20 protein-coding genes are annotated in these 20,443 nt (G+C 70.2%); 14 read left to right on the top strand and 6 right to left on the bottom strand.

Annotation, left to right across the window (positions count from 1 at the left end; all coding sequences use genetic code 11):
• Window positions 1-7 precede the first annotated feature (7 nt).
• From ACYQ1K_RS17545 to ACYQ1K_RS17575, 7 genes are all read left to right on the top strand, one after another.
• Window positions 8-748: a helix-turn-helix transcriptional regulator gene (locus ACYQ1K_RS17545; RefSeq protein WP_459984422.1), complete on the top strand. Its 741-nt coding sequence runs from the start codon at window positions 8-10 to the stop codon at window positions 746-748.
• Entirely contained in the window at window positions 745-2,163 is a 1,419-nt protein-coding gene (gene sufB, locus ACYQ1K_RS17550; protein ID WP_459984423.1) for a Fe-S cluster assembly protein SufB, read from the top strand. Before ACYQ1K_RS17545 ends, sufB begins: the two co-directional genes overlap by 4 nt.
• Complete coding sequence (gene sufD / locus ACYQ1K_RS17555) at window positions 2,160-3,326, top strand: Fe-S cluster assembly protein SufD (protein WP_459984424.1); 1,167 nt, start codon at window positions 2,160-2,162, stop codon at window positions 3,324-3,326. The genes sufB and sufD overlap by 4 nt, the downstream gene beginning before the upstream one ends.
• 64 nt (window positions 3,327-3,390) lie before the next feature.
• A complete protein-coding gene (gene sufC / locus ACYQ1K_RS17560; protein ID WP_459984426.1) occupies window positions 3,391-4,149 on the top strand; it encodes a Fe-S cluster assembly ATPase SufC in 759 nt (252 codons plus the stop codon).
• On the top strand, window positions 4,149-5,426 hold the full coding sequence (locus tag ACYQ1K_RS17565; protein WP_459984428.1) for a cysteine desulfurase: 1,278 nt from the start codon (window positions 4,149-4,151) through the stop codon (window positions 5,424-5,426). Before sufC ends, ACYQ1K_RS17565 begins: the two co-directional genes overlap by 1 nt.
• Window positions 5,426-5,896, top strand: a complete 471-nt coding sequence (gene sufU / locus ACYQ1K_RS17570) for a Fe-S cluster assembly sulfur transfer protein SufU (protein ID WP_459984430.1) — start codon at window positions 5,426-5,428, stop codon at window positions 5,894-5,896. Before ACYQ1K_RS17565 ends, sufU begins: the two co-directional genes overlap by 1 nt.
• Window positions 5,897-6,003: 107 nt before the next feature.
• Window positions 6,004-6,339 carry a metal-sulfur cluster assembly factor gene (locus ACYQ1K_RS17575; RefSeq protein ID WP_459984489.1) on the top strand — a complete coding sequence of 112 codons (336 nt, stop codon included), beginning with the start codon at window positions 6,004-6,006 and terminating at the stop codon, window positions 6,337-6,339.
• 277 nt (window positions 6,340-6,616) lie between these two features.
• On the opposite strand, the gene ACYQ1K_RS17580 is transcribed toward ACYQ1K_RS17575, so the two are convergent.
• Both ACYQ1K_RS17580 and ACYQ1K_RS17585 read right to left on the bottom strand, forming a co-directional pair.
• Window positions 6,617-8,488: a hypothetical protein gene (locus ACYQ1K_RS17580; protein WP_459984431.1), complete on the bottom strand. Its 1,872-nt coding sequence runs from the start codon at window positions 8,486-8,488 to the stop codon at window positions 6,617-6,619.
• A 64-nt stretch (window positions 8,489-8,552) separates the two neighbouring features.
• On the bottom strand, window positions 8,553-9,368 hold the full coding sequence (locus ACYQ1K_RS17585; protein ID WP_459984432.1) for a hypothetical protein: 816 nt from the start codon (window positions 9,366-9,368) through the stop codon (window positions 8,553-8,555).
• Between the two features lie 78 nt (window positions 9,369-9,446).
• Between ACYQ1K_RS17585 and ACYQ1K_RS17590 the strand changes: the two genes are divergently transcribed.
• From ACYQ1K_RS17590 to ACYQ1K_RS17600, 3 genes are read left to right on the top strand one after another with little or no spacing between them, the layout of a single operon-like run.
• Window positions 9,447-10,343, top strand: coding sequence for an ABC transporter ATP-binding protein (locus ACYQ1K_RS17590; protein WP_459984434.1), 897 nt, complete (start codon window positions 9,447-9,449; stop codon window positions 10,341-10,343).
• Window positions 10,340-11,902: an ABC transporter permease gene (locus ACYQ1K_RS17595; protein ID WP_459984435.1), complete on the top strand. Its 1,563-nt coding sequence runs from the start codon at window positions 10,340-10,342 to the stop codon at window positions 11,900-11,902. Before ACYQ1K_RS17590 ends, ACYQ1K_RS17595 begins: the two co-directional genes overlap by 4 nt.
• A 10-nt stretch (window positions 11,903-11,912) precedes the next feature.
• On the top strand, window positions 11,913-12,818 hold the full coding sequence (locus tag ACYQ1K_RS17600) for a phosphotransferase (protein WP_459984437.1): 906 nt from the start codon (window positions 11,913-11,915) through the stop codon (window positions 12,816-12,818).
• A 2-nt stretch (window positions 12,819-12,820) separates the two neighbouring features.
• Here ACYQ1K_RS17600 and ypfJ read toward each other — a convergent pair whose 3' ends face one another.
• Window positions 12,821-13,771 (bottom strand): KPN_02809 family neutral zinc metallopeptidase, encoded by a 951-nt coding sequence (ypfJ, locus tag ACYQ1K_RS17605; RefSeq protein ID WP_459984438.1) that lies wholly within the window; start codon window positions 13,769-13,771, stop codon window positions 12,821-12,823.
• Window positions 13,772-13,833: 62 nt separating this feature from the next.
• Here ypfJ and abc-f point away from each other — a divergent pair, with 62 nt between their 5' ends.
• Complete coding sequence (abc-f, locus tag ACYQ1K_RS17610; protein ID WP_459984440.1) at window positions 13,834-15,432, top strand: ribosomal protection-like ABC-F family protein; 1,599 nt, start codon at window positions 13,834-13,836, stop codon at window positions 15,430-15,432.
• 270 nt (window positions 15,433-15,702) lie between these two features.
• Window positions 15,703-17,580 carry an ABC transporter ATP-binding protein gene (locus ACYQ1K_RS17615; RefSeq protein WP_459984442.1) on the top strand — a complete coding sequence of 626 codons (1,878 nt, stop codon included), beginning with the start codon at window positions 15,703-15,705 and terminating at the stop codon, window positions 17,578-17,580.
• A gap of 23 nt (window positions 17,581-17,603) precedes the next feature.
• Here ACYQ1K_RS17615 and ACYQ1K_RS17620 read toward each other — a convergent pair whose 3' ends face one another.
• Window positions 17,604-18,482 carry an SURF1 family cytochrome oxidase biogenesis protein gene (locus ACYQ1K_RS17620; protein ID WP_459984444.1) on the bottom strand — a complete coding sequence of 293 codons (879 nt, stop codon included), beginning with the start codon at window positions 18,480-18,482 and terminating at the stop codon, window positions 17,604-17,606.
• A gap of 66 nt (window positions 18,483-18,548) precedes the next feature.
• Between ACYQ1K_RS17620 and moaA the strand changes: the two genes are divergently transcribed.
• Window positions 18,549-19,544 (top strand): GTP 3',8-cyclase MoaA, encoded by a 996-nt coding sequence (gene moaA / locus ACYQ1K_RS17625; protein ID WP_459984446.1) that lies wholly within the window; start codon window positions 18,549-18,551, stop codon window positions 19,542-19,544.
• On the opposite strand, the gene ACYQ1K_RS17630 is transcribed toward moaA, so the two are convergent.
• Entirely contained in the window at window positions 19,541-19,756 is a 216-nt protein-coding gene (locus ACYQ1K_RS17630; RefSeq protein ID WP_459984447.1) for an acetone carboxylase, read from the bottom strand. The genes moaA and ACYQ1K_RS17630 overlap by 4 nt on opposite strands.
• A complete protein-coding gene (locus ACYQ1K_RS17635) occupies window positions 19,753-20,088 on the bottom strand; it encodes a DUF3099 domain-containing protein (RefSeq protein WP_459984448.1) in 336 nt (111 codons plus the stop codon). Before ACYQ1K_RS17635 ends, ACYQ1K_RS17630 begins: the two co-directional genes overlap by 4 nt.
• Window positions 20,089-20,164: 76 nt before the next feature.
• Here ACYQ1K_RS17635 and ACYQ1K_RS17640 point away from each other — a divergent pair, with 76 nt between their 5' ends.
• The gene (locus ACYQ1K_RS17640; protein ID WP_459984449.1) at window positions 20,165-20,377 is read left to right on the top strand and encodes a dodecin; all 213 of its coding nucleotides are present in this window, start codon (window positions 20,165-20,167) and stop codon (window positions 20,375-20,377) included.
• Window positions 20,378-20,443 lie beyond the last annotated feature (66 nt).

Genomic DNA, 20,443 nt, shown 5'->3' on the forward strand with positions numbered 1-20,443 from the left:
TGTGAAAATGGACGAGACTCCCGATCGGCGGACGCGCGAGCGCGTCGCCCGGTCGATCCTCGTCAACGGACCCTCGACCGCGGCAGGCCTCGCCGAGCGGCTCGAGCTCACCCCCGCCGCCGTTCGCCGCCACCTCGACCAGCTCGTCGAGGAGGGGGCCGTCGAGCCCCGCGAGCCCCGCCCCGGTGCCCATCGCGGGCGCGGCCGCCCGGCGAAGCTCTTCGCGCTCACCGAGCACGGGCGCGAGCGCTTCGACCAGCAGTACGACGACCTCGCGGTCTCCGCGCTGCGCTTCGTCGCCGAGACCGCCGGCGAGGCGGGCGTGCGGGAATTCGCCCGGCGGCGTGCCGCGTTCATCAAGAAGGGCTTCGAGTCGGTCAGCGCGGCCGACCCGACGCTGTCGCCGGCGCAGGCGCTGGCGCGGGTCTTCAGCGACGAGGGCTACGCCGCGAGCGTCAAGGAGCTGCCGGTGGTGAACGGACACGCGATGGGGGAGCAGCTGTGCCAGCAGCACTGCCCGGTCTCGCACGTCGCCCACGAGTTCCCAGAGCTGTGCGAGGCCGAGACCGCGGCGATCAGCGGCGTCCTCGGCACCCACGTTCAGCGGCTGGCGACGATCGCCCATGGCGACGGGGTGTGCACGACGTGCATCCCGGACGCCTCCAAGGTGTCTGGTCTCGACAGGTCCTCGCCTCACGGCTCGGGCCACTCGACCAACGATAGGAAGAAGGAGCAGGTCACCGCATGACCTCGATCGAAGAACTCAACCCGGAGCTGAAGGGCATCGGTCGCTACGAGTTCGGCTGGGCCGACCCGGACGTCGCCGGAGCCTCCGCCCAACGCGGCCTCAACGAGGCCATCGTGCGCGACATCTCCGGGAAGAAGAGCGAGCCGCAGTGGATGCTCGACCTGCGCCTGAAGGGCCTGAAGCTCTTCGGCCGCAAGCCGATGCCCACGTGGGGCTCCGACCTCAGCGCGATCGACTTCGACAACATCAAGTACTTCGTGCGCTCCTCGGAGAAGCAGGCCGCCTCGTGGGAGGACCTTCCCGAGGACATCAAGAACACCTACGACAAGCTCGGCATCCCCGAGGCGGAGAAGCAGCGCCTCGTCGCCGGCGTCGCGGCTCAGTACGAGTCGGAGGTCGTCTACCACTCGATCCGTGAGGACCTCGAGGCCCAGGGCGTGCTCTTCCTCGACACCGACACGGCGCTGAAGCAGCACGAGGACCTCTTCAAGGAGTACTTCGGCACCGTCATCCCTGTTGGTGACAACAAGTTCGCCGCGCTCAACACGAGCGTGTGGTCGGGTGGCTCGTTCATCTACGTGCCCAAGGGCGTCCACGTCGACATCCCGCTGCAGGCCTACTTCCGGATCAACACCGAGAACATGGGCCAGTTCGAGCGCACCCTGATCATCGCCGACGAGGGCTCCTACGTGCACTACGTCGAGGGCTGCACGGCGCCGATCTACTCCTCGGACTCGCTCCACTCCGCGGTCGTCGAGATCATCGTCAAGAAGAACGCCCGGGTGCGCTACACGACGATCCAGAACTGGTCGAACAACGTCTACAACCTGGTGACCAAGCGCGCCTTCTGCGAGGCCGGCGCCACCATGGAGTGGGTCGACGGCAACATCGGCTCCAAGGTCACGATGAAGTACCCGGCCGTCTACCTGATGGGCGAGCACGCCAAGGGCGAGACGCTCTCGATCGCGTTCGCCGGCGAGGGCCAGCACCAGGACGCGGGCGCGAAGATGGTGCACGCCGCGCCGCACACCTCCAGCTCGATCCTGAGCAAGTCCGTCGCGCGTGGCGGCGGCCGGACGTCGTACCGCGGGCTGATCCAGGTCAACGAGGGCGCCCACGGCTCGAAGTCCAACGTGCTCTGCGACGCGCTCCTGGTCGACCAGATCAGCCGGTCGGACACCTACCCCTACGTCGACATCCGCGAGGACGACGTCTCCATGGGTCACGAGGCCTCGGTCTCGAAGGTCTCCGACGACCAGCTCTTCTACCTGATGTCGCGTGGCATGGCCGAGGACGAGGCGATGGCGATGATCGTGCGCGGCTTCGTCGAGCCGATCGCCAAGGAGCTGCCGATGGAGTATGCGCTGGAGCTGAACCGCCTCATCGAGCTGCAGATGGAAGGAGCCGTGGGGTGACGTCGACCCTCGAGAGCATCAAGGACAGTCTCGAGCTCGACAGGGTGGAGAGCCATCTCCACCCGGAGGGATCGTTCCGGGTCGAGGATCACGCCGTCCCCACCGGTCGCGAGGAGATCTGGCGGTTCACCCCGCTCCGCCGGCTCCGCGGCGTCCACCAGGACGCCGCGTTCGGTGGCAAGCTGGACGTCCACAGCCACGTGCACGACGGCGTGACGGTGACCGACGGCGTCGCCGGTCTGGTCGGCGTCAGCGGCTTCGTGCCCACCGACCGGATCTCGGCACGCGCCGCCGAGGCGATCCCCACCAGCACCTTGGTCGAGGTGGCGGCGGAGACGGTCGTCGACGGCGCGGTGGTCGTGGAGGTCCGCGGCACCGACGTCGGGTCCGCCGTGGCGCAGCACGTCGTCCTCCGGGCCGGCAACTTCTCGAAGGCTACGGTGGTCTTCCAGTTCACCGGCTCGGCGACGCTGGCCGACAACGTGGAGATCATCGTCGGCGACGGCGCCCAGCTCACGGTCGTCTCGATCGACGACTGGGCGGACGACGCCGTCCGTGTCGGCCACCGTCACGTGCGCGTCGGTCGGGACGCCACGTTCAAGCACGTCGACATCACCTTCGGCGGCAGCGTGGTCCGCAACGACACCACGGTGGAGTACGCCGGCCCGGGCGGCCAGGCCGAGCTGCTCGGCCTCTACTTCGCCGACGAGGGTCAGCACATCGAGCACCGGCTGTTCGTGGACCACACGGCACCGAAGACCAAGTCGCACGTCGTCTACAAGGGTGCGCTGCAGGGCGAAGGCGCCCACACGGTGTGGATCGGCAACGTGCTGATCCGCAAGGTCGCAGAGGGCATCGAGACCTACGAGGAGAACCGCAACCTCGTGCTCACCGACGGCTGCCAGGCCGACTCGGTGCCGAACCTGGAGATCGAGACCGGCGAGATCGAAGGCGCCGGCCACGCGTCGGCCACCGGTCGCTTCGACGACGAGCAGCTGTTCTACCTGCGCTCGCGCGGCGTCTCGGAGTCCGAGGCCCGCCGGCTGGTGGTGCACGGCTTCTTCAACGAGCTGATCCGGCAGATCGACGTGCCGGAGCTCGAGGAGCGGCTCACCGCCACCGTTGAGGCAGAGCTCGAGAAGAACGTCTCGCAGGTCCTCTGACCTGCACGACGCCAGACCTGAACGACATACCCCCGAACCACCCCTGAAACGGAGTCACCCCAGCATGAGCAAGCTCGAGATCAAGGACCTGAGGGTCTCGGTCGAGACCGAGGACGGTCCCAAGGAGATCCTCAAGGGCGTCACGCTCACCATCGGTGACGGCGAGACCCACGCGATCATGGGCCCCAACGGATCGGGGAAGTCGACGCTCGCCTACTCGATCGCCGGCCACCCCAAGTACACGATCACCTCGGGAACCGTCACTCTCGACGGCGAGAACCTCCTCGACATGAGCGTCGACGAGCGGGCCCGAGCCGGCCTGTTCCTCGCGATGCAGTATCCGGTCGAGGTCCCCGGGGTCTCGGTCGCGAACTTCCTGCGCACCGCGAAGACCGCTATCGACGGCGAGGCGCCGAAGCTGCGTACCTGGGTGAAGGACGTCAACGGCGCCCTGGAGAAGATGAACCTCGACCCGACCTTCTCGCAGCGCTCGGTCAACGAAGGCTTCTCCGGCGGCGAGAAGAAGCGCCACGAGATGGCTCAGCTCGACCTGCTCGACCCGAAGGTCGCCATCCTCGACGAGACGGACTCGGGACTCGACATCGACGCCCTCAAGATCGTCTCCGAGGGCATCAACGGCTTCCGCCAGCGTGAGAACAAGGGCGTCCTGCTCATCACGCACTACACCCGCATCCTGCGCTATGTGACGCCGGACCACGTCCACGTCTTCGTCGGCGGTCGCGTCGCGGAGTCCGGCGGCCCCGAGCTCGCCGAGGAGCTGGAGGCCAACGGCTACGACCGGTTCCTGAAGGCCGCTGTCTGATGTCTCTGCCCGGTCTGCTGCCTGAGCTCGAGGTGGTCCGCAAGGACTTCCCGATCCTCGAGCGCACGGTCCACGACGGTCTGCCGCTGGTCTACCTCGACAGCGCCAACACCTCGCAGAAGCCGCAGATCGTGATCGACACCATGGTCGACCACCTCGAGCGGCACAACGCCAACGTCGCGCGCGCGATGCACGCCCTCGGCGCCGAGTCGACCGAGGCGTTCGAGCATGCGCGCGACGTCGTGGCCGGCTTCATCGGAGCCCCCGAGCGCGATGAGGTCATCTTCACCAAGAACGCCTCCGAGGCGCTCAACCTCGTGGCGAACACGCTCGCCTGGGCGCGGGGCCCGCTGGCGCTCGGCGCGGGCGACCTGGTCGTGACGACCGAGATGGAGCACCACTCCAACATCGTGCCGTGGCAGCTCCTGACCGAGCGGACCGGTGCGACGCTGCGCTGGTTCGGTGTGACCGACGACGGGCAGCTCGACCTCTCGAACATCGACGAGCTGATCAACGAGCGCACGAAGGTCGTCACTCTCACCTGGGTGTCGAACATGCTCGGCACGATCAACCCGATCGCCGACATCGCCCGCCGGGCCCACGAGGTCGGCGCACTGGTCGTCGTCGACGCCTCCCAGGCAGCGCCGCAGCTGCGCATCGACCTGGCCGCGATGACGCCCGACGAGCGGCCCGACTTCCTGGCGTTCACCGGTCACAAGACGGTCGGCCCGACCGGCATCGGCGTCCTGTGGGGCCGTCGCGAGGTCCTCGAGCAGCTGCCGCCATTCCTCGGCGGGGGCGAGATGATCGAGACGGTCCGGATGGAGGGGTCGACGTACGCCGGCATCCCCCACAAGTTCGAGGCCGGCACTCCGCCCATCGTCGAGGCCGTCGGGCTCGGCGCCGCGCTGACCTACCTCGGCCATGTCGGGATGGACGCCATCCACGCCCACGAGCAGGCGATCACCGGCTATGCCCTGCAGGGGCTGCAGACGATCAAGGGGCTCACCGTGCTGGGCCCGCTTGACGCCTCGCTGCGCGGCGGGGCGATCTCCTTCGAGGTCGAGGGTGTGCATCCCCACGACATCGCCCAGGTCGTGGACTCCCGGGGTGTGGCGATCCGAGCCGGGCACCACTGCGCCAAGCCGGCCCACGCACGGTTCGGTGTGCAGAGCTCGAGCCGGATGTCGTCGTACCTCTACACGACCCCCGCTGAGATCGACGCACTCGTCGAGGCCCTGGAATACACGCGCTCCTACTTCCGCTTGGACGGGTGATGAGCACGCAAGCCGACCTCGACGCGATGTACCAGGAGATCATCCTGGACCACTACAAGAACCCCCACCACAAGGGGCTGCGCGATCCGTTCGAGGCCGAGGTGCACCACGTCAACCCCACCTGCGGCGACGAGGTGACGCTGCGCGTCCACCTGCGGGACGGAGTGGTGGAGGACGTCTCCTACGACTCCGTCGGCTGCTCGATCTCGCAGGCCTCCGCGTCGGTCCTCACCGATCTCGTGATCGGCAAGAGCGTCGACGAGGCAATGGCGATCCATGCCGACTTCCTCACCCTGATGCAGGGCAAGGGCAACGTGGAGCCGGACGAGGACGTCCTCGAGGACGGCATCGCCTTCGCGGGAGTCGCCAAGTTCCCCGCGCGCGTCAAGTGCGCCCTGTTGAGCTGGATGGCCTGGAAGGACGCCACCGCGCAGTCGCTGGCCGGGTCCGGCACCGAGGAGAAGCGATGACTCAGCACGACCACACCCACGACCATGCGGGTCATGATCACGCCGGTCATGATCACGCCGGTCACGACCACGCCGGTCACGACGACGCGTCCGCTGGTGGCGTCGTCATGACCGTCACCGTCGCCGAGGGCGCGACGCTGGCCATCGAGGATGTCACCGAGGCGATGAAGGACGTCGTCGACCCGGAGCTGGGGATCAACGTCGTCGACTTGGGGCTGGTGTACGGCGTCCACATCGGCGAGTCGTCCGACGTCGTGATCGACATGACGCTCACGTCGGCTGCCTGCCCGCTGACCGACCTGATCCAGGACCAGACGAACCAGGCCCTCGAGGGCATGGTCAACGATGTCGCCATCAACTGGGTCTGGATGCCGCCGTGGGGCCCGGACAAGATCACCCCGGACGGCCGTGAGCAGCTGCGTGCGCTCGGATTCAACGTCTGACGACTGACCTCCCGTCTGACGACGCAGGCCCTGGTGGCCCGGACCGTGATCGGTCCGGGCCATCCTGTGTTCCGGGCCAGCTGCGCCGGGACGCCCGGGCACGACCACATCGCGCGGGGTCACTGTCAGGTCACAGTCAATCGACTGTGACCTGACAGTGCTCCGAGACCAACCCCGCCACAGGCGAGGCTGCACCGCCCTTCACCCCGGCGGGGCGGCGCGCGCGGCCGGTCGGCCGCTGCGTCGCGCTGGGTCAGATGTCGAAGCTGCGCTCCTCTCAGGACGACCAACGCCGCCGGTAGGCGACCAGCATCATCAGACCGACGCCGCCGACGGGCAGCCAGGTCAGCAGGGAGGTCCGGTCCATCGGACCCGACTGCGGAGCGGATGGAGCCGGCACCGACGAGACACCCGCGGCGATGCGACGGGGCACCGCACCCGCGCCATGCTGCACCGCCGCCCGCTCCAGAGCAGCGGGCGTGCCCGCCGCAGCGGCGGCGCCGGTGTTTCCGATCGCCGCCCCCGAGCCCGGTGAGCCCGCGCCTGCGGAGCTCGTCTCTCCATTGCCCGTCGATCCGCTCGCCGAGCCACCAGCGCCGGTGCTCGGCGCGCCCGGTGCTCCACCCGGTGCACCGGCGCTCCCACCAGGAGCCGTGACAGGTCCGCCGGCGCCCGCCGTCGTGTTCCCGTCCCCGACCACCGTCACCTGGTTGCCCGAGGCCTCCGCAGGGGCGACGACGTCGACGACAGTGCCGCCCCGTGACGTGTCACCAGAGCCGGCACCGGCGCCCGAGGACGTGCCCGTCGCGCCGCCCGTGATGTTGCCGTCCCCGATCACGGTGACCTGGTTGCCGTCGGCACCCAGCGGCGCCGTGACATCAGCCAGGGCACCACCCGGCGCGCCGCCACCAGCTGCAGCGACGGAACCTGCACCAGCACCCGACGACGGACCCGCGGCACCGCCGGTGGTGTTGCCATCGCCGATCACGGTGACCTGGTTGCCGTCGGCACCCAACGGCGCCGTGACATCAGCCAGGGCACCACCCGGCGCGCCGCCACCAGCTGCAGCGACGGAACCTGCACCAGCACCCGACGACGGACCCGCGGCACCGCCGGTGGTGTTGCCATCACCGATCACGGTGACCTGGTTGCCGTCGGCACCCAGCGGCGCCGTGACGTCAGCCAGGGCGCCACCCGACGCGCCACCACCAGCACCAGCACCAGCACCCGACGACGGACCCGCGGCACCGCCTGTGGTGTTGCCATCACCGATCACAGTGACCTGGTTGCCGTCGGCACCCAGCGGCGCCGTGACGTCAGCCAGGGCGCCACCCGACGCGCCACCACCAGCACCAGCACCAGCACCCGACGACGGACCCGCGGCACCGCCGGTGGTGTTGCCATCACCGATCACGGTGACCTGGTTGCCGTCGGCACCCAGCGGCGCGGTGACGTCAGCCAGGGCGCCACCCGACGCGCCACCACCAGCACCAGCACCAGCACCCGACGACGGACCCGCGGCACCGCCGGTGGTGTTGCCATCACCGATCACGGTGATCTGGTTGCCCGAGGCATTCACAGGTGCCTGGGCGTCCACGACCGGAGCATTGTCGCTGGTGCTGGACGCGTTGTCGCCGGTCCCGGCGGTCGACCCGCCCGACGTGTTCCGGTCACCGATCACGGTCACCTGGTTGCCCGCCGCATCGGCTGGCGCGTCGACGTGGACCCCGTCGGAGCCGACGCTGGCGGTGGCATCCTGCCGACTCGCCGAGCCCGCCGAGCCCGCCGAGCCCGCCGAGCCGTTGGAGTTCCCCGTCCCGACGACCGTCACCTGGTTGTCCGAGACCGTGGCAGGAGCGGAGACCGCCGCGCCGCTGCTGTCAGCGGCGACCTTCACCGTGTCCGTCGCGTCGGACGTCTGCTGTGTGCTGACGGGAGCGCCCGAGTCGGTCGAGCCGCTGTTGGTGTTCTGATCTCCTACCACTGTCACTTGGTTGCCGGACGTGCTGACTGGCAGCGAGGCCGAGAGGCCCTGTCCGGTCGATCCATCATCTGCCGAAGCCGGGGAGCTGCCCAGCGCGAAGCCGAGGAACGTGATTCCTCCGGCGATCGCGAGCGCGCCCAGGCCACGGCGCACAGTTGTGCGCATCTGTCTGGTTCCCTTCGTCTGACGTGTGTCGCGGAGTGCGACCTGGCTGCGACAGCAGCGCGCGTCAGTCAGGAGAGCAGTCGGGCAACGGGTCTGCGGCGCTGATCAACACGGCGCCGGGCGTCATGAAGGTTGACCGAAGCGGCGCGACAGCAGCTTGCGCGTCGGATGCCAACGCGGCATCCGATGCGACCGAGAGGGAGGACGCACCGGTCACCTGATCGTGGGGGATCGCCGGGCGCTGAGGCTCGGGAAGAGGCAGGGAGTCGCGCTGCGAGCGGGCCGCGGCCTGCGCCATCGCGCGGGCGGACTGCGTCACTGCGACGATCCCGGACGACCCATGCGACGACGAGGCGCGGGGCAGGGGCACCGGCGGCATGACGACCTCCGTCCGGCTCGCCGCCACGTGGTGTGCGGACCGAGCCGGCACCCGGTGCGTCACGTGCCTGGACGAGGTCGCCGTCGGCCTCTCAGTGGCAGCCGTCGACGGCTCACGAATGAAGCCGACACCGACGTGCGCCGGCCGCTCGACGACGGACGCGCTCACCACTGTGACCGCGTCGCTCGTGCGGTCGACGGCGCTCAGCACCGGCTCCACGGTCGGCTCCAGCCCCGCGTCGGGTACGGCAGCGACCGTCGTCTGCACCGTCGAGGTGGTGCGTCGGAGCGTGGCGCGCGTATCGCCGACCACCGGCACCGTGACATCGCGGACGAGGTGCGTCGCCGAGGCTGCCACCCCCGCGCCTGAGTCGTCATCCGAACGTGCGCCATCGTCCGCGTGGGCTGAGGCTGCGCTGAGCAGCAGCCACAGCATGAACGCGGCGAAGAAGCCGAGGGTGTACCCGAGATAGCGCCGGGCCACCCATGCCCGTCCGGTCACGTGACGCCAGTGACCGGTGTTGCCCAGGTGCATGCGTCGAGGTGCCAAACTGCTCGTCAGAGCCCTAGTGTCGCCCTCGTGAGCGAGCTCGTCGCGGAGGCGCGGGGCCTGGTGAAGTCGTTCGGAGCCTTCCGTGCCCTGGACGGGCTCGACCTGGCGGTGACGGCCGGAGAGGTGCACGGGTTCCTCGGACCCAACGGCGCCGGCAAGTCGACGACCATCCGGATCCTGCTCGGTCTCGTGCGGGCCAGCGGGGGAGAGGTGCGGCTCTTCGGCAGCGACCCGTGGCGCGATTCAGCTGACCTGCACCGGCGGCTGGCCTACGTCCCCGGCGACGTCTCGCTGTGGCCCAACCTCAGCGGCGGCGAGACGATCGACCTGCTGCTGCGGATGCGTGGCGTCGACCCACATGCGTCCCGGCGCGACGAGCTGATCGAACGGTTCGCCCTGGACCCGACGAAGAAGGGCCGCGCGTACTCGAAGGGCAACCGGCAGAAGGTGGCGCTCGTGGCGGCGTTCGCCGCCGCCACGGACCTGTTGATCCTCGACGAGCCCACCAGCGGACTCGACCCCTTGATGGAACAGGTCTTCAACGAGTGCGTCGCCGAGGCGATCGAGAGCGGCGCCACCGTCCTCCTGTCGAGCCACATCCTCAGCGAGGTGGAGCGTCTCGCAACCCGGGTGACCATCATCCGCGAGGGTCGCGCCGTCGAGACGGGCACCCTCGACTCACTGCGCCACCTGCACCGAAGCAAGGTGACCGCCACGATCAGCGGACCGATGCCGGATCTCAGCGTGCTGGCTGGCGTGCACGACGTCGCCGTCGACGGACCGCGGGTGAGCTGCACCGTCGAGCCGACCGCCCTCCCCGAGGTCCTCGCGAAGCTGACGGCCGCGGGCGTCACCGCGCTGACCAGCACGCCCCCGAGCCTCGAGGAGCTCTTCCTCGACGCCTACCGCACCTCGGCACCATGACGCCTCGCGCAGGCACCGACCTGCTGCTGCGCCAGAACCTGCGGCGTGACCGGATCATCGCCCCGGTCTGGCTGGCCGCTCTGGCGGCGGTCTGCTGGGTCTCCGCCGCCGCGACCGGCGGCCTCTACGGCACCGAGGCGGAGCGGGTGCGGGCAGCCACGGCCATCAACGACAGCCCCGCCATCGTGGCGCTCTACGGTCCGATCCTCGACGTGCACAGCCTCGGCGAGCTCGCCATGACCAAGATGACGGTCCTGTACGCCGTCTTCGGGGCCGTCCTGTTCGTGGTGCTGGTGCGGCGCCACACACGCGTCGAGGAGGAGTCGGGTCGAGCGGAGCTGACCGGAGGGGCGGCGATCGGTCGGGACGCCCCGCTGATGGGAGCCGTCGCCGAGTCGTTCGCCCTCTCCGTCGTGCTCGGCGCCCTCATCGCCCTCGCCGACATCGCGGGTGGCCTGGACCCGGCCGGATCGGTCGCGTTCGGCTGCGTGTGGCTCGGCACCGGCCTCGTCGCCACCGGCATCGCCGCCGTCTGCTGCCAGGTCTCGGCGAGCGCCCGGACCTGCGGGGCCGCGGCGGCCGCCGTGGTCGGTGCCCTCTTCCTCCTCCGCGCCGCCGGGGACGCCAGCGGCGCGAGCTGGCTGAGCTGGTGCTCGCCCTTCGGATGGAACACCCAGGTGCGTGCCTGGTCCGACACACGCTGGTGGGTGCTGCTGCTCTACCCGGTGCTCGCCGTCGGCATGGTCGCGGTCGCACAGCTGCTTCGGGGGCGCCGTGACCTCGGCGCCGGACTGGTCACGGCGCGGCCGGGCCCGGCGACCGGATCCCCCAGACTCGCCGACGTCGTGGCCTTGAGCTGGCGGATCCACGGCCCTGCGCTCGCCGTATGGACCGGCGCCGTCGGGGTGCTCGGCCTGCTGTTCGGGTTCATCGCGCCCGGCCTCGACGACCTGCTCGACACCGGCACCGCCCAGGAGCTCATCGACAAGCTCGGTGGCCAGATGCTCGCCGCGGTGCTCTCGATGGTCGCCATCGTCGTCAGCTGCTTCGCGGTCTCCGTCCTCAGCCACGCCGGCAGTGACGAGACGGGCGGCCGCACCGAGGCGGTGCTCGCCACCGCCACCTCGCGAAGCCGTTGGCTCCTCGCCGCCCTGCTGGTGGCGGTCGTGGGATCCGTGTGGCTCCTGGTCGTCACGGGGCTCACCTTGTGGATCGGGTACGCGACCGCCGGCGGACCGCCCCCAGGGGACCTCCTGACGGCCGCAGTCGGGTGGTCGCCTGCCATCTGGGTGGTCATCGGGCTCGCCATGGTCCTCCTCGCCCTGCGCAGCTCGTGGGCGGTGTTCGGCTGGGCATGGCCCGTGCTCTTCCTGACGCTGACGATCGTCGGGGAGTTGGCTGGCTTCCCCTCCTGGCTGACCGGCCTCTCGCCGTACTCCCACGTGCCGCCCATGCCCGCCGAGCCGTGGCGGTGGGCACCCGAGATCGGACTCACGGTCGTGGCAGCGGCCCTCGTCGCCGGCGCGTGGCTGCGCTTCCGCGAGCGCGACATCGGCTAGCGTCGCGCCTATGTGGGAGCCCGAGCCGGGGTGGCTCGCCCTGCCGGGCGGCAGCGGCACCTCGACCGTCGGCATCTGGCGCACGGTCCGGGGCGATCGCGCCGTGGCGGTCAAGCGCCTGGCGGCGCCCGACGACTACGACCCCGCCGAGCTGAGCGACCCTCGCCACTTCGCGTACTGGCGACGGGCGGCAGACGTCGCGGCGTACGGGCTGGTCGACGGCACGCCCGGGATGCGGGCGCCTGCGACCTCGGTCGAGGAGGATGCCGAGGGCCTCACGATCGTCCAGGACTGGGTCGAGGACGCCGCGAACAGCGGGCTGTTCGCCGCGCACGCGATGGGACGGTTCGCGGGGGCCGACCTGGCCCACGTCCGGTGGCTGGCCCGCGGCCAGCTCCGCGACCGCCTCTCTCGTGTCGAGCGACGTGGCGGCTGGTCGACCCTCGGGCGCACGACGGCCAGCGACATCGCCGACGCGCTCTGGCGCAGGCGCGGCCGCCTCCTCGAGGAGCTCGATGCCCTGCCGCAGGTCGCGCAGCACGGCGACCCGGTGCCGGGCAACCTCCTCGGTCGAGACGGCGACGACCTGATCGCCGTGGACTGGGGCTCGCTCGGCTACGGACCGGTCGGAGGCGACCTCGGCTACTACCTGTTGATGGCGCGCGAGGAGTTCGAGCCGCTGCTCGACGCCTACCTGCTGGGGCTGCCGGACGGCCTGGCGACCCGCGAGCAGGCGACGCTCGGCGCGCAGGTGACAGCAGTCTTCACGGTCTTCACCCGGGCCGACTGGGCGCTGGCGCGGGTGGCGGGCGGCGAGGGCGCGCTGGCCGCGAAGTTCCGTCATCCCTCGGTCGCCCCACATCTGCGGGCGCTCCAACGCCACAGCGAGGCCGTGAGCGCCCTCTTGGAGCGGTAGGCCTAGACCGCGCCCGCGGCGAAGGTGTCGCAGGCCGCCTCGATGTCGTTGTTCGAGGCCATGCCCTTCTTGAACCAGCTGACCCGCTGCGCCGACGAGCCGTGCGTCCAGGACTCGGGGTTGGAGCCCCCGCTCATCCGGTTCTGGATGTAGTCGTCGCCCACCGTGGTGGCGGCGCCGATCGCGTCGGTGATGTCGGTCTCGGTGAGGTCGGAGATGAGCGCGTTGCCGTTCTCGTCGGGCGTGGTCTGCGCCGCCTGGGCCCACATGCCGGCGTAGCAGTCGGCCTGCAGCTCCAGCTTGACCGAGTCGCTCCTCGCGCCCTGCTGGGTCCGCACCTTGCCCATCGTGCCGAGCAGGTTCTGGATGTGGTGCCCGTACTCGTGGGCGATCACGTAGGCACGCACGAAGGGGGCGTCCTTGCCGCCGAGCTGGCCCTCGAGCATGTCGCGGTAGAACGAGGTGTCCAGGTAGATCGTCTGGTCGGTCGGGCAGTAGAAGGGGCCGACGTCGGTCGTGGCGTTGCCGCATCCTCCCGTCCTCACCCCGCCGCTGAAGGTCTCGACGCCGCTCTCCGGCTGGAACCTCCCGCCCAGCTCGCCACTCCAGTAGTCATAGAGCGAGTTCTCGACCGCGACGAGAGCGCAGTCGGCGCTCCGGTTGGCGTCGTCCCCGGTCTTGCAGCCGGCGTAGCGGCCCGTGTCGCCCTGGTTGTCGGTGAAGCGGGTGGTGTCGAGTGTGCTGGCGCCGGCACCGCCGAGGATGCTGCCGAGGTCCGGCCCGACACCGGTGCACTGGCTGATGAGGACCAGGATCAGCACGACCACGATCCCGCCCGCGCCCATCTTCCCGGTCGGCAACGGAAGCCCGCCACCGCCGAGACCACCCCCTCCGGACCCGCCGACGTCGCGGGTGCGGCTGGTGTCCAACCGCGCCTTCGGGTTGAAGCGCATCCGAGACCCCCTGCTCGTGAACTTCGGGGGCGAGCACCCCGCGCCATAGACTAGTGACCCTCATGATCACCGCCCACCAACTGGAAGTCCGCGTCGGCGCCAGACTCCTCATGGAGGACGTGAGCTTCCGGGTCGGTCCCGGTGACAAGGTCGGCCTCGTCGGGCGCAACGGTGCCGGCAAGACGACCCTCACCAAGGTCCTCGCCGGTGACCTGCTCCCGGCCTCCGGAAACGTCACCCGCACCGGGGACATCGGCTATCTGCCCCAGGACCCGCGCGTCGGGGACCCGGAGGTGGTCGTCCGGGAGCGGATCCTGTCGGCCCGGGGGCTCGACGACGCGGTCCGCCGGATGCGCGCGGCCGAGCAGGAGATGGGCTCTGACGACCCGTCCGTGCGTGAGCGGGCGATGCGTCGCTACCAGCGGGCCCACGACGAGCTGGACGCCGGTGGCGGGTACGCCGCCGAGGCGGAGGCGCTGCAGATGGCCCAGTCGCTCGGCATCGCGGACCGTCTGATGGACCAGCAGCTCAAGACGCTCTCCGGCGGTCAGCGACGCCGCGTGGAGCTCGCCCGGATCCTGTTCTCGGGCGCCGAGGTGCTCATCCTGGACGAGCCGACCAACCACCTCGACGCCGACTCGATCACGTGGCTGCGCGACTGGATGAAGGCCTACAAGGGCGGCTTCGTCGTGATCAGCCACGACAACGCTCTGCTCGCCGAGACGGTCAACAAGGTCTTCCACCTCGACGCGAACCGCGCCGTCATCGACGTCTACAACATGGGCTGGAAGAACTACCTCACCCAGCGCGAGACCGACGAGGCGCGGCGCAAGCGTGAGCTGATGAACGCCCAGAACAAGGCGAAGACGCTCACCGACCAGGCCAACAAGATGCGCGCGAAGGCCACCAAGGCCACCGCCGCGCAGCAGATGCTGAAGCGCGCCGAGAAGCTCATGTCAGGCGTCGAGGGGGAGCGCCAGACCGACAAGGTGGCCGCCATCAAGTTCCCGTCCCCGGCGCCGTGTGGCAAGACGCCGCTCACGGCGAAGGGCCTCTCGAAGGCGTACGGCGCACTCGAGGTCTTCACCGCGGTGGACCTCGCGATCGACAAGGGCTCCCGGGTCGTCATCCTCGGGCTCAACGGCGCCGGGAAGACGACCATGCTCCGGATCCTCGCCGGCGTCGACCGACCCGACACCGGTCTCGTGGTGCCGGGTCACGGCCTCAAGATCGGCTACTACGCCCAGGAGCACGAGACCCTCGACGTCGGGCGCTCGGTGTTGGACAACATGCAGTCCGCCGCGCCGCAGCTCACCGACACCGAGGCCCGCACCGTCCTGGGCGCGTTCCTCTTCAGCGGCGACGACGTCCACAAGCCCGCCGGTGTGCTCTCGGGGGGCGAGAAGACCCGTCTCGCGCTCGCGTCGCTGGTGGTCAGCGCCGCCAACGTGCTTCTGCTCGACGAGCCGACCAACAACCTCGACCCTGCCTCGCGCGAGGAGGTCCTCAACGCGATCCGGCGCTACGAGGGCGCGATCATCCTGGTCACCCACGACGAGGGCGCTGTGCAGGCACTCGAGCCCGACCGCGTGCTGATCCTGCCCGACGGGGTCGAGGACCTCTGGAACGACTCCTACGCCGATCTGGTGTCGCTGGCCTGAGGCGGGTACCGCCCGGCATGGACCCGATCACGTCCGTGGCCGAGCACGCCTTCGCCGTGTGGACGGAGGCAGGCCCGCTGCCGGGGAGGGCCTCGACGGTCGGGCGGCTGAGGGTCGGTCCTCCGACGGGGGACGACGCCGCGGCGTACGATCCGTACCTCCACCAGCACCCGGGACTACGCCCGGTTCGGTTCCTCTCCAGGCTCCGCGAGGCCGCCTACGACGGGTCCCGACGCGGCCGCTGTCGGTGACGGCGGGTTTACTACTGCCATGGCGGGCAACATGGGCATGGGCGGGGTCTACCGCAACCTGCGGTCGGACCGCGACGTGCTCGGCCAGCGGCTCGAGCCGGGGACGGTCCGGCGGGTCATCGCGTTCGCCCGGCCGCATCGTCGGCCGATCGCCGCCTTCCTCGCGCTCACCGTCGTCGACGCCGGGCTCGTCGTCGTGACGCCGCTGCTCACCAAGCGGATCGTCGACGTCGGCATCCTGGGGCACGACGTCTCGGTCGTGATCTGGCTGGCGGTGGCCATGGCCGTTGTCGCCATCGTCGACGCGGGCATCGGCATCCTCAGCGGACGGCTCTCCTCGCGCATCGGCGAGGGTCTCATCTTCGACCTGCGCACCCGGGTGTTCGCGCACGTCCAACGACAGTCGCTGGCCTTCTTCACCCGCACGCAGACCGGGGCGCTCGTCTCCCGCCTCAACAACGACGTGATCGGCGCCCAGCGAGCCTTCACCTCGACGCTGTCCAACACGGTCGCCAGCCTCATCTCCGTCGTCGTCGTCGGCATCACGATGCTCACGCTGAGCTGGCAGGTCACCTGTCTGTGCCTCCTGCTCTTCCCGATCCTGCTGGTCACCTCCCGCTGGGTGGGCAACCGGCTCGCCGGCCTGACCCGGGAGCAGATGAACGGCAACGCTGCGCTCGGCAACGCCATGACGGAGCGGTTCAGCGTCGGTGGCGCCCTGCTGATGAAGCTGTTCGGACGGCGCGAGGAGGAGGACGAGCAGTTCGCCGCCCGCGCCGCGGTGGTCCGCGACCTCGGGGTCAGGATCGCGGTCCTCACCCGCATGTTCACGATGGCGATGACCCTCGTGCCGGCGCTGGCGACGGCGTTGGTCTACGGCGTGGGCGGATGGCTCGTGATCGAGGGCCACTTCAGCCTCGGCACGCTCACCGCGCTCGGTCTGCTGCTGGTCCGCCTGCTCGGCCCCCTCCAGTCGCTGTCCAACGTGCGGATCGACGTCATGACCGCGCTGGTCAGCTTCGAGCGGGTCTTCGAGGTGCTCGACCTCCCCTCCTCGATCCAGGAGCGGCCGGGGGCCGTCGACCTGCCCGGCGATGCGGCCAGAGTGGAGTTCGACCACGTCGCGTTCAGCTATCCACGGGCCGAGGAGGTCTCACTGGCCTCGCTCGAGGTGGTCGCACGCACCGAGACGCGGCCCACCGGTCCGGTGCTCACCGACATCACCTTCACCGCCGAGCCGGGGCAGATGGTCGCGTTGGTCGGCCCCTCCGGGGCGGGCAAGACCACGATCACGCACCTGGTCGCGCGGCTCTACGACGCGGGCGCGGGTGCCGTCCGTGTCGGCGGCCGGGACGTGCGCGACGTCACGTTGCAGTCCTTGGAGGACGCGGTGGGCTACGTCACGCAGGACGCCCACATGTTCCACGACACCATCCGGGCCAACCTGCTCTACGCGCGACCCGACGCCTCCGAGGAGCAGGTGTGGGACGCGCTGGACGCCGCACAGATCGCCGCGCTGATCTCCTCGCTGCCCGATGGCCTCGACACGGTGGTGGGGGACCGCGGCTACCGGCTCTCCGGCGGCGAGCGCCAGCGCCTGGCGATCGCACGGCTGTTGTTGAAGGCACCGGCGATCGTGGTGCTCGACGAGGCGACGGCCCATCTGGACAGCGAGTCCGAGGCAGCGGTCCAGCGCGCGCTCGACGCCGCGCTGAGCGGTCGGACCTCGTTGGTGATCGCGCACAGGCTCTCGACCGTGCGCGACGCCGACCAGATCCTGGTCGTCGAGGCAGGCGAGGTCGTCCAGCGCGGCACCCACGACGAGCTGCTGGCCCGCGGAGGGCTGTATGCGGAGCTCTACCGGACCCAGTTCCTCCGCGAGCCCGTCACGGGCTGAGCGCATGCGAAGCCCCGGCGCGGTCACTGCCGGCCGGCGCGCTCCTTCTCGGCTCGCTCCTTCTCATGGGCAGCACGGTAGGCCTCCCTGACCGCCTGCTTGCGGCTCGTCTTTGCGGCCCGACTGTTGCTGCGGTCCTGCTTCGCGCGCTGACGCTCGGCGCCGAGCTCGTCGCCCTTCCCGGTGCGCCACTCGTCGTAGAGCAGGTAGAAGAAGCCGAACACCGCCAGCACACCGAAGAACCACCACTGCAGCCCGTAGAAGAAGTGTGGCCCGTTCCCGAGGTCGGGCAGATCCGCGGCCTCCAGCGGATGCGCCGCCGTCGGGTCCTCGCTGTGGAGCTGAAGCCACCCGCCGTAGACCGGCCTGCCGATGGCCGGTCCGGCGGTGGTGGACGAGAGCGCGCGCGTCGACAGGCTGTCGACCCGCGTGCTGGTGCCCGTGCCGTCGACCCGGACGTAGCCGGTCACCGTGACTCGCCCGGTCGGCGGTGCGGGCACGTCGGGCCGCTTGTCGTCGCCCTGGGTCGAGAGCCACCCGCGGTCGACGAGCACCGCCGTCCCGTCTGAGGTGACCAGCGGCACGACCACATCCACGCCGGGGTCGCCGGAGTCATCGGAGCGGTAGCGCCAGATGATGGTGCTGGCGGGGTCGTAGGTGCCCGTCACGGTGACCAACCGCCACTCGTCGGCGTGCGAGACGGGGTCTCCGACGCCGAGCACCTGGTCGAGTGGAGCAGGCGTGCGGCGCTCGTTGGTGGTCACCACCTGGTTGCTCGCCTTGCGGTCCTGCAGCCGGTGGAACTGCCATTGCCCGAGCCACCAGGTGCCCCAGGCGACCAGCACGACGGTCAGCGCGAACAGCGCCCACCGGCGACTGAGGAGGAACCGGAACGACCGCACCCGGTCAAGGCTAATCGCGCCGTGGGCGTGAGGTGTATCCGGCGGGGCGGTGCCACCTAGGATGGTGTGGTGAAGACGACACCTCTGGCGGACCGGTTCGGTCGCGTCGCGACCGACTTGCGGGTCTCGCTCACGGACAGGTGCAACCTGCGGTGTGAGTACTGCATGCCGGCGGAGGGCCTGGACTGGCTGCCCACCGACGTGGTCCTGACCGACGACGAGGTGGTGCGCCTCATCACGATCGCCGTCGAGCGGCTCGGCATCCGCGAGGTGCGCTTCACCGGCGGCGAGCCGCTGGTCCGCCGCGGCCTGGTCGGCATCGTCGCACGCACCCACGCCCTGGGCGTCGAGACGTCGCTGACCACCAACGGCCTGGGGCTGGCCCGCACCGCGACGGCGCTCGCCGACGCCGGACTGGACCGGGTCAACGTGAGCATCGACAGCGTCCGCCCCGAGACCTTCGCCGCCGTCACCCGCCGCGACCGGCTGCGCGACGTCATCGCCGGCCTGGCCGCCGCCCACGAGGCCGGTCTGGGCCCGGTCAAGCTCAACGCGGTCCTGCTGCGCGGCGTCAACGACGATCAGGCGCCCGAGCTGCTGCGCTGGGCGATCGACCACGGCTACCACCTACGCTTCATCGAGCAGATGCCGCTCGATGCACAGCACGGCTGGTCCCGCACCCAGATGGTGACGGCCGACGAGATCCAGCGCCTGCTCGAGAAGGAGTTCGTGCTGGAGCCGGCCGTCGAGCCACGCGGCAGCGCGCCGGCGGAGCTGTTCACCGTCGACGGCGGCCCGGCGACGGTCGGGATCATCGCCTCGGTGTCGCGTCCCTTCTGCGGCGACTGCGACCGCGTCCGCCTCACCGCCGACGGCCAGGTCCGCAACTGCCTGTTCGCCCGCGAGGAGTCCGACCTGCGTACGGCCATGCGCGCCGGCGCCTCCGACGAGGAGCTGGCCGGGCGATGGGTGACGGCCATGGCCGGGAAGCGGGCCGGGCATGGCATCGACGACCCGACCTTCCTGCAGCCCGACCGCCCGATGTCCTCGATCGGCGGCTAGCGGGCCCGCTCGTGCGGCTCCACGCTCCTCAGGAAGCCGCGTGCTCCGAGGAAGTCGCTCAACGACTGATGATGTGCGTCACAGGCCAGCCAGATCTTGCGGCGGTCCTCGGTGTGGATCTTCGGGTTGTTCCATTGCAGCTGCCACGTCGCGGCCGCCTGGCATCCCTTCGCCGAGCAGAGGTCGACCTCGGTCTTGTCGTCCAGGCTCACAGCTCTCCCCGGGGCGGTCGCGGCTGGTCGTCGTCGCCACCCGGCAGCTCGCGACGGTAGGCCGTGTCGGGCAGGGAGAGGTCCTCGTCCCTGGTGTGGGCGGCGTTGGCGCCGACCACGGCGACGTACGGCAGCAGGATGGCGCCCACGATCAGGAGCGGCCACAGCCACGTGATGCCGTTGGCGCCAGCGATCACCGCGCCGACGAAGCACACCACGCGGATGGACATGGAGATCAGGTAGTGACGCTGCCGGGCGCGGATGTCGCGATCGCGGCTCTCGGCTGCAGTCGTGATGCGGATGGCCTCGTCCCGGTGTCTGACTCTGGCCATGACCCCACTCTACGTCGCTAGTCTCGTGTGACCGCGATCACCCCAGCGGCATCCAGCGCCATCACAGGAGGCAACCATGGCCAACCACACCTACCGTCTCACCGAGGTCGTCGGAAGCTCGCCCGACAGCATCGACGCCGCGATCCGCAACGCCGTCGAGCGCGCTTCCGCGACGCTCCGAAACCTCGACTGGTTCGAGGTGACGCAGGTGCGCGGCCAGGTGTCGGACGGCCGCGTCGAGCACTTCCAGGTCGGGCTCAAGGTGGGCTTCCGACTCGAGGACGAGTGAGTCGCGGCGCGCCGAGCGTGACGTTCCTCATTGGGCGTACCTATCGGTAAGCACTACGTTCAGGCA

Source organism: Nocardioides sp. AN3 (assembly GCF_054653495.1).